Below are 8,225 nucleotides of genomic sequence, written 5' to 3' on the forward strand. Positions count from 1 at the left end.
ACCGCCGCGGGCGAGCACGTCGACCGGCCGTGAGCCGTAAACACGTAGTCGACACGTAGTTCCGCGCGTACACCCCTTCGCCCCCGGCGTGCAGGCTTCGTGCTGCCGGACACCCGGCGGCGCGGCCCCGCCGCACCTGCACGACCATCCGAAGGGGGAGGCCATGGGTCGCGACGTCGCCGCCCACCCCCGCCGCTGCGCCCGGGGCGGACTACCCGGTCGCCCCGCGCACGCGCTGCTCGGTCATCCAGGACGCGATCTGCGCGCGGGACAGGAACTCGAGCTTGCCGAGGATCCGCTGGACGTGCCCCTCCGCCGTCCGGGTCGAGATCACGAGCGCGGCGGCGATCTCCTTGTTGCTCCGCCCCTCGGCGACGAGCTCGGCGACCTCCCACTCCCGCTTGGAGAGCAGCTCGGTGCCCGGGAGCGGGGCGGGCGCCGCACCGCCCTCCTGCCCGACGAGACGGTCGACGGCGCGGTCGAGGGACAGTCCGCGACCCTCCTCGACCAGCTCGGCGTAGCGCACCGGACCCAGCGCCCCCCGCACGTCCTCGGCGCATCGCCGACGCAGGTCGTCGAGCATGCCGAAGCCCGAGACGCGATGCACCTCGGCCGCGCCGAGCGAGACGGCGGCCTCGCGGTGGCGTCCCGCCGCCTCCAGGTGCACCGCCGCGCTCTGCACACAGACCCCCATCCCGAAGCGGTCGTCGAACCGACGGGCGAGGGCGGCGGCCTGCCGGTGCAGGCCCAGGGCCTCCGTGGGCAGGCCCTCCCGCCAGGCGGCGAGGGCCCGCGTCCACTGGATGTAGGCGAACCCCCAGTTCTCGCTCGAGGCACCGGGCATGGCCAGGAACTCGTCGCACAGGGACACGGCCTCACGGGGCGCGGCGTCCATGACGCACGCCACCGCCGACAGGCACAGGGTCTTGGAGGTGCCCATCCCGTCGCCGCCCTCCCGGAACCGGGCGAGCGCGACGGCGAGATGGGTGCGCGCGGCCGCGGCGTCACCTCGGTGCAGCTCCAGCAGCCCGGCGACGTAGCGCAGCTCCCCGGTCACGGTCGGCTCGGCGAGCCGCTCCGCCAGGGCCGTGCCCTCGGCGAGCAGCTCGTCCGCCCTGCCGTGGTCCGCGAGCGCGAGGTAGGCCGCCGCGCCGAGCGCCGACGCGCGGGCGGTCGTCGGTTCCGGCGCGGCCCGCAGGAGCCTGCACAGCCACTCGCGCCCCTCGGCCACCCGGCCGGCCATGATCCAGTAGTACCAGAGCGCCGCAGCGAGCCGGAGACCGTCCTGGACCCTGGCCGGGCTCCCCAGGCAGTACTCGAGGGCGGCCCGCACGTTGGCGTGGTTCCCCCGCACCTGCCCCATCCAGCCGTCGGACCGCGTGGTCAGCAGCCCCTCGGCGGCATGGTCGGCGAGCCACTGACACCACCGCACGTGGCGGCTCCGGAGCCGGTCCCACTCGTCGAGCTCGTCGAGCCGCAGGGCCCCGTAGTCCCGCAGCAGGCGGGGCAGCCGGAACCACGAGCCACCGGGGTGCTCGTCTCGCACCAGCACCGACTTGTCGATCAGTCCTGCCACGACGTCGAGGACGGCGTCTCTGGGCAGGCGGTCGTCCGCGCACACGTCCTCGACCGCGGGGAGCTCGAAACGGCCGGTGAACACCGACAGCCGCGCCCACAACAGCTGCTCGGGCTCCGAGCACAGCTGATGGCTCGAGTCGACGAGTGCCTGCAGGGTCCGCTGCCGCTCGGGCGCGCCGCGCTTCGCGGTCACCAGCAGCCGGTAGGCGTCGTCGAGGCGGTCCCCCAGCTCTTCCAGCGAGAGGACGTCCAGGCGGTCCGCGGCGAATTCGATGGCGATCGGCAACCCGTCCAGCCGACGGCAGATCCGCGCGATCAGGTCGAGATCGTCGGCCGAGGTCCGCAGGGTCGGGCGAACCGCGAGGGCCCGCTCGACGAACAGCGTGACCGCGTCGTACGAGGCGGGATCGGCGATCCGAGCGGCGGTCTCGGGCGGTGCCGGGAACGGGCCGATCGGCACCACCGCCTCGCCCGGGATGCGGAGGGGACGGCGGCTGCTGCAGAGCACCCGGACCCCCGGCGCCGCCTGCAGCAGCCGCTCCACCAGCTCGGCGCAGGCCTCGACGACTCGGTCGCAGCCGTCGAGCAGGAGCAGCGCCTGGCGGTCGCGCAGGTAGGCGGGCAGTGCGTCGTCGACCGCGGTCACACCGTCGTCCCGGCCGCCGATCCCGAGCAGCACGGTCGAGGCGAGCAGCGGACCGTCGGCGAGGTCGTCGAGCTCCACCAGCCAGACGCCGTCCGGGAACGCGCCCCCGACGTCCGCCGCGACCCGGCGGGCCAGCCGCGTCTTGCCGACCCCGCCGGTTCCGGTGACCGTGACGAGCCGATAGGTCTCCAACGAGCGTTTCACCCCGGCGACCTCGGTCCGGCGACCGACGAAGCTCGTCACCTCCGCCGGAAGGTTGCCCCGTCGCGTCCGCGCCACGGGGCGAGCGTAACCCCAGGGCGGACCGACCCGTACCGACCGACGACCTCCGCAGAGCCGGACCCGGTGGCACCGGTGCCGCCGGGCGATCAGAGAGAAGGCACATGACCAGCACTGTTCCCCAGGGTGTCGCCCCCTCCGCCCTGGCGCGCGCTCTCGACGCGTTCACGGCCGAGCTCGGCGCGGCCGCCGTGATCAGCGACCCCGCGGAGCTCCGCCAGTTCCGCGACCCCTACACCTACAGCGAGTCCGACGAGTTCGACGCCGTCGCCGCCGTGATGCCCACGGACGTCGAGCAGGTCCAGGCGATCGTGCGCATCGCGGGCGAGCACGGCGTTCCCCTGTGGACCTTCTCCCAGGGCCGCAACAACACCTACGGCGGACCCGCCCCCCGGATGCGCGGATCGGTGCTGGTCAACCTGCGCGGGATGAACCGGGTCCTGGAGGTCGACACCGATCTGGCCTACGCCGTCGTCGAACCGGGCGTCCGGTGGTTCGACCTGTTCGACGCCCTCCAGGCCGCGGGCGGCGACCTCTGGCCGTCCATCCCGGACCTGGGTTGGGGCAGCGTCGTGGGCAACTCGCTGGAGTACGGGATCGGCTACACACCGTACGGCGACCACGCCCGCAACGTCTGCGGCCTCGAGGTCGTGCTCCCGGACGGCTCGCTGCTGCGGACGGGGATGGGCGCGATGGCGGGCAACGCCGCGTTCCACACCTACCCGCACAGCTTCGGCCCCTCCTTCGACGGGCTGTTCCACCAGTCGAACCTCGGCATCGTGACCCGGATGGGCTGGTGGGTCATGCGCAGGCCGGAGGCGTACGCGGCGTGCTGGGCCCGGTTCCGCGGGTACGACACGCTCGGCGAGGTGGTCGACGTGCTCCGCGGGCTGATGCTGGACCGCACCGTCGAGAACCACCCGCTCTTCAACCGCGGGGTCGACGTCGACGAGCAGGGGAACTTCCACCTCGACCCGGACGGCGAGGGCTGGTCGGCCCGGTTCGCGCTCTACGGACGCGAGTCGCTCGTCGACGCCCAGTACGCGATCGTCCAGGAGGCGCTGCAGGCGGTCCCGGGGGTGGAGGTGGCACGGCGGACCTTCGCCGGCGACGACCTCACCGGCCCCGCCAACCACGACGAGCGCGTGCAGCGCGGCGTTCCGGACATGGACCTGCTCGACCCCCGGATGCTCCCCTACGGCGAGGTCACCGGACATCTGGACTTCTCGCCCATCGGTCCGGCGAAGGGCGAGGCCGTGGTGCGGCTGGAGAAGCTCGTCCGCTCCGTGTACGCGCGGCAGGGCAGGCAGTACGTCAACGGCCTCTACCTCAGCCCGCGCAGCGCGCTGCACATCAGCACCACCTTCTTCGACCCGCGGAACGAGCAGCAGACGGCGGCCGTCTACGCGGGCTACACCGAGCTGCTGGAGGAGGTCGCGGCGATCGGCTACGCGCCCTACCGGACCAACCTGCAGCACATGGACCAGGTCGCGGACCGGTTCGGGTTCGCCGACCACGCCCAGCGCCGGCTCGCCGAACGGATCAAGGACGCGCTCGATCCCGCCGGGATCCTCGCCCCCGGCAAGTCCGGTGTCTGGCCCGCCCACCTGCGCACCCCGCGCTCCTGACCCGTCAGCACGAGAACCCGACAGCACGAGAACCCGAGGAGAACCGTGTCCACCGCGGTGATCGACCACCCCGCCCCTCCCTCCCCCGCCCCGAACGGGCGGCCCACCCCGACGACGGACATCGGCAGGCTGCTCATCCGGTGCCCCGACCGACCCGGGGTGGTCTCCGCCGTCAGCACCTTCCTCACGGGCGCCGGGGCCAACATCGCCTCGCTCGACCAGTTCTCCACCGAACCCGTCGGCGGGACCTTCCTGCAGCGCGCCACCTTCCACCTGCCCGGGCTCGCCGCGGCCCACGACGGCCTGGAGCGCGCGTTTCGCGAGCAGGTGGCCGAACCCTTCGCGATGGAGTACCGGCTGACCAGGGCGGCGACCCCGAAGCGCGTCGCGATCATGGTGTCGAGGACCGACCACTGCGTGCTGGACCTCCTGTGGCGCAACCGCCGCGGGGAGCTGGACATGACCGTGTCGATGGTCGTCTCCAACCACGCGGAGCTCGCCGACCAGGTCCGGCCGTTCGGCGTCCCGTTCGTGCACGTCCCCGCGAGCAGGGACAACCGCGAGGAGGCGGAGGCGCGCCAGCTGGAGCTGCTGCGCGGCAACGTCGACCTGGTCGTGCTCGCGCGCTACATGCAGATCATCACGCCGCACTTCCTGCGGGAGGTGGGGTGCCCGCTGATCAACATCCATCACTCCTTCCTGCCCGCGTTCATCGGGGCCGCACCGTACCGACGGGCCAAGGAGCGCGGCGTCAAGCTCGTCGGCGCGACCGCGCACTACGTCACCGAGGACCTCGACGAGGGCCCGATCATCGAGCAGGACGTCGTGCGGGTGGACCACCGGCACTCGGCCGCCGACCTGACCCGCCTCGGCGCCGACGTCGAGCGCGCGGTGCTCTCCCGGGCGGTCCGGTGGCACTGCGAGGACCGCGTGGCCCGCCTCGACAACCAGACCGTCGTCTTCTGACCAGCACATGGAGGCAACCGTGACGACCCCGACCACCGACGTCCTCGTCGTGGGGGCAGGCCCGGTCGGCCTGCTCACCGCCCTGGGCCTGGCCCGCTCCGGCCTGGACGTGACCGTCCTCGAACGCGAGCCGACCATCGGCGACTCCCCCCGCGCGATGACCTACCTCTGGTTCGTGCTCGACGGGCTCGCCGAGCTCGGCGTCCTCCCCGACGTCGAGGCGGAGGGCCTGCGGTCGCTCGACGGCCTCACCCTCCGCGTGCACCGCACCGGCGAGGTCGTCGAGTGGGGCCGGGTGTCGCTCGAGGACGTGACCGGCAGGCCCTACAACAACATCCATCTGGGCCAGGACCGCCTGGGGCGCATCGCCCTGCGCCACCTGGAGGCCCAGCCCGGGGCGTCGATGCACTGGAACACCCGCGTCACCGGCGTCGACCAGGACGACGACGGGGTCCGGGTCACGGCGGAGGGTCCGGACGGCCCGGAGGTCTTCACCGCCCGCTGGCTGGTCGGCACGGACGGCGCGGGCAGCACCGTGCGCCAGGCCGTCGGGCTGGGCTTCGAGGGCATGACCTGGCCGGAGCGCTTCGTCGCGACCAACGTGCGCTACCCCTTCGACGAGTACGGGTACAACGACGCCAACATGGTGGTGGACCCCCGGCTCGGGGCGGTCGTGGCCAAGATCGACGACACCGGCCTGTGGCGGGTGACGTACGCGGAGGACCTGGCCCTGCCCGTCGAGTCCGTCCTGGACCGCATGCCCGCGTTCTTCGAGGCCTTCGTCCCCTCGCCCGGGGAGTACGTCCTGGAGCACCACTCGCCCTACCGGATGCACCAGCGGGCGGCGGAGAGCTTCCGTGCCGGTCGGGTGCTGCTGGCCGGGGACGCCGCGCACGCGACCAACCCCACCGGCGGGCTCGGCCTGACCTGCGGCCTGCTCGACCTGTACGTCCTCCACCCCGCCCTCGCCGCGGTGGTCCGCGGCGAGCTGGCGGACGACGTCCTGGACCGTTGGGCCGCGGAGCGGCGGCAGCGGTTCGTGGAGATCGCCTCGCCGATGGCCTCGGAGTTCAAGCGGCTCGTCTACCACTCGGACGATCCGGACCGTCTCGAGGCCGACCTCGCCGGACCGCGGTCGATCGCCGGGGACCCGGAGAAGGTGCACGCCGCACAGCTCGGCATGGCGGGTCTGCGCTCCGCCCCGCTGGTCCCGGTCGCGGGCGGCTGACCACTCCCGCCACGAGACGACCCGTCGACGCGAGCGCTCCCTGCCTTTAAGCTGTCTGACAAGCTGAGAGCAGGGGGCTCTCGGCCTCCCCTCCGGAAGAGGTCGACGATGACTGGACCACGGTCGGTGGACGCCGCCGACGTGATCGACTCCGCCCCGCTGTCGGGGCTCCAGAAGCGCGTGATCGCGTTCTGCTGCCTGATCGCCCTGATCGACACCTACGACACGCAGAGCATGGCCTTCACGGCGTCGAGCGTGGCGGCGGACTGGGGTGTGCCGGTGGCCGCCATCACTCCGGTGTTCGTCGCCGCCCTCGTCGGCATGATGGTCGGCGGGCTGCTCTTCGGGCCGCTGGCGGACCGCTTCGGGCGCCGCCGGATGATCATCATCTGCGCTGTCGTGTTCGGCCTCGGCACCCTGGCGGTGCCCCTCACCGACTCCCTCGGCCCGTTGATGGTGATCCGTTTCGTCACGGGGATCGGCGTCGGCGGGATCTTCCCCAACCTGATCGCGATGGCCGCGGAGTACTCCCCGCGCCGGATGCGGTCCACCGTGGTCACGGTGGTCGGGGCGGGCATGATCCTCGGTGGGTTCGTCGGCGGGTTCGTCGCCGCGTTCCTCATGCCGGCCTTCGGGTGGCACTCCGTGTTCCTGGTCGGCGGCGGCCTGACCGTCGTCCTGGTCGTCGTGGCGGTGTTCTGGCTGCCCGAGTCGGTCCAGTTCCTGCTGGTCAAGGGGCGGACGCGGGAGGCGGCGCAGCTGGTGCGCCAGATCGACCCGGCCACCGTGACCGAGGAGACCGAGGTCGTGGCCTCCGCCTCGACGACCGAGCAGCGCGCTCCCGTCTCGGCACTGTTCACCGGTGGCCGCGCCGCCATCACGCTGCTCCTGTGGGTGACCTTCTGCCTCAGCCTGCTGGTCATGTACTTCCTGCTGAACTGGCTCCCGTCGCTGATCCAGATCGCCGGGATGTCGCAGACGACGGGTCTGGTGGCGACGGCCCTGTTCAACCTGGGCGGGGCGATCGGCGGGATCGCCCTCGGGCTCGCCACCGACCGGTTGCGCAAGCCGCTCCCCATCCTGTTCGGCGCGGCCACGCTCTCGGTGGCCGCGATCGTGGGGATGACGTTCTCGCTCGGCAGCGAGGCCCTGCTCCTCACGGCCGCGCTGCTGGCGGGCGCCGGGGTCGCGGGCAGCCAGAACGGCCTCACCGCGTTCGCCTCGTCCCGCTACCCCACGGAGATCCGCTCGACGGGCGTGGGATGGGCGATCGGCATCGGCCGGGTGGGCTCGATCGCGGGGCCCGTCGTCGGTGGCGGGTTGATCGCCGCCGGGCTGGACGGCCCGGCGATCGTCCTGCTCGTCGCGATCCCGGCCGCTGCGATCCTGCTCTGCCTGCTGGCGATCGGCGCCCAGGGGCGCCGCACCCGCCGTCGAGCCCCCGACGCGCAGGTCGGGCTGACCGCCTGATGGTCAGCCCGGTCCCGCACCGCCGCCGGAGCAGGTGCGGGACCGGGCTCGTCCTCAGGCGCGGGCCTTGGGGGCCACCGACGCGAGCCAGGTGGTGACGACCTCGAGCGCGGCCGCGTTGTTGCGCTCGATCATCACCCCGTGCCCGTTGCCGAACACGCCGTGCGCGGCGAGGCGCAGGTGCGTGACGGGGACCCCGGCCGACCGCAGGAAGTCGACGACCGGGCCGCAGCCCGCGCGCATCGTCGACGCCTCGGCCTCCACGACCGCGACCGGGACGCGGGCCAGGTTCGCGAGTGTCCCCGGCCGGGAACGGTCGAGCTCCTCGGCGGCGGCCACCGCGGGTGCGTAGGTCAGCGGCGACGACGTCAGCCCCCAGCTCAGGGCCAGCCCCATCGGCGGGACATCCAGGAACGGCGGTCCCGGCGGC

Annotated in this window: 5 protein-coding genes and 1 pseudogene; 4 read left to right on the plus strand and 2 right to left on the minus strand. The window is 73.1% G+C overall.

The annotated features are described in order from the left end of the window. Window positions 1-211 precede the first annotated feature (211 nt). Window positions 212-2,467 (minus strand): ATP-binding protein, encoded by a 2,256-nt coding sequence (locus H5J29_RS36195; RefSeq protein WP_181781288.1) that lies wholly within the window; start codon window positions 2,465-2,467, stop codon window positions 212-214. 140 nt (window positions 2,468-2,607) lie between these two features. Here H5J29_RS36195 and H5J29_RS13465 point away from each other — a divergent pair, with 140 nt between their 5' ends. From H5J29_RS13465 to H5J29_RS13480, 4 genes are all read left to right on the plus strand, one after another. Beyond that, on the plus strand, window positions 2,608-4,131 hold the full coding sequence (locus tag H5J29_RS13465; RefSeq protein WP_181781289.1) for an FAD-binding oxidoreductase: 1,524 nt from the start codon (window positions 2,608-2,610) through the stop codon (window positions 4,129-4,131). A gap of 60 nt (window positions 4,132-4,191) precedes the next feature. Next, complete coding sequence (purU, locus tag H5J29_RS13470; RefSeq protein WP_312858201.1) at window positions 4,192-5,097, plus strand: formyltetrahydrofolate deformylase; 906 nt, start codon at window positions 4,192-4,194, stop codon at window positions 5,095-5,097. Between the two features lie 19 nt (window positions 5,098-5,116). Continuing rightward, window positions 5,117-6,325 (plus strand): FAD-dependent oxidoreductase, encoded by a 1,209-nt coding sequence (locus H5J29_RS13475; protein ID WP_181781290.1) that lies wholly within the window; start codon window positions 5,117-5,119, stop codon window positions 6,323-6,325. A gap of 108 nt (window positions 6,326-6,433) precedes the next feature. Further along, window positions 6,434-7,795 carry an MFS transporter gene (locus tag H5J29_RS13480; protein ID WP_181781291.1) on the plus strand — a complete coding sequence of 454 codons (1,362 nt, stop codon included), beginning with the start codon at window positions 6,434-6,436 and terminating at the stop codon, window positions 7,793-7,795. Between the two features lie 54 nt (window positions 7,796-7,849). Here H5J29_RS13480 and H5J29_RS13485 read toward each other — a convergent pair. Next, window positions 7,850-8,225, minus strand: a pseudogene (locus tag H5J29_RS13485) (lysophospholipase); the annotation flags it as partial.

The organism is Pseudonocardia pini (assembly GCF_013870575.1).
GTDB lineage: Bacteria > Actinomycetota > Actinomycetes > Mycobacteriales > Pseudonocardiaceae > Pseudonocardia > Pseudonocardia pini.

Excerpts from the sequence above, each read along its gene's own strand:
- H5J29_RS13465 (WP_181781289.1), top strand. The coding sequence starts at position 2,608 with ATGACCAGCACTGTTCCCCAGGGTGTCGCCCCCTCCGCCCTGGCGCGC.
- H5J29_RS13480 (WP_181781291.1), top strand. The coding sequence starts at position 6,434 with ATGACTGGACCACGGTCGGTGGACGCCGCCGACGTGATCGACTCCGCC.